This window comes from Maribellus luteus, assembly GCF_003576475.1.
GTDB lineage: Bacteria > Bacteroidota > Bacteroidia > Bacteroidales > Prolixibacteraceae > Draconibacterium > Draconibacterium luteum.
Genome location: NZ_QWGR01000097.1, coordinates 1 through 686 on the forward strand (window position 1 = coordinate 1; position 686 = coordinate 686).

1 protein-coding gene is annotated in these 686 nt (G+C 65.6%); it reads left to right on the forward strand.

Going from position 1 to position 686, the window contains the following annotated elements; translation table 11 throughout:
• On the forward strand, positions 1-686 hold a 686-nt coding region (locus D1614_RS28090; RefSeq protein WP_497006670.1), incomplete at both ends, for a urocanate hydratase family protein.

Below are 686 nucleotides of genomic sequence, written 5' to 3' on the forward strand. Positions count from 1 at the left end.
CCGGATGCACCGCGCGTCTTGATCGCCAACTCCAACCTGGTGCCCAAGTGGGCGAACTGGGAACACTTCAACGAGCTGGATCGCAAGGGCCTGTTCATGTACGGCCAGATGACTGCCGGCAGCTGGATCTACATCGGCAGCCAGGGCATCGTGCAGGGCACGTACGAGACGTTTGCCGAAGCCGGCCGCCAACATTACGACGGCAAGCTGGCCGGCAAGTGGATCCTGACCGCCGGCCTGGGCGGCATGGGCGGCGCCCAGCCGCTGGCCGCCACGCTGGCCGGCGCCGTGTCGCTGAACATCGAATGCCAGCAATCGAGCATCGATTTCCGCCTGCGTACGCGCTACCTCGACAAGCAAGCCAAGGACATCGACGACGCATTCAACCTGATTCGCCACCATTGCGAGCGCGGCGAGGCCGTGTCCATCGGCCTGCTCGGCAATGCGGCGGAAATCCTGCCGGAGCTGGTCAAGCGTGCCCGCGCCGGTGGCCTGAAGCCGGATCTGGTGACCGACCAGACCTCGGCGCATGATCTGGTCAACGGCTATCTGCCGATGGGCTGGACGGTCGAGCAATGGCGTGCTGCGCAACGTGACCCGTCGCAGCACGCCCGCCTGACCGACGAGGCTGCCAAGTCGTGCGCCGTGCACGTGCAGGCCATGCTGGATTTCCAGGCCATGGGCAT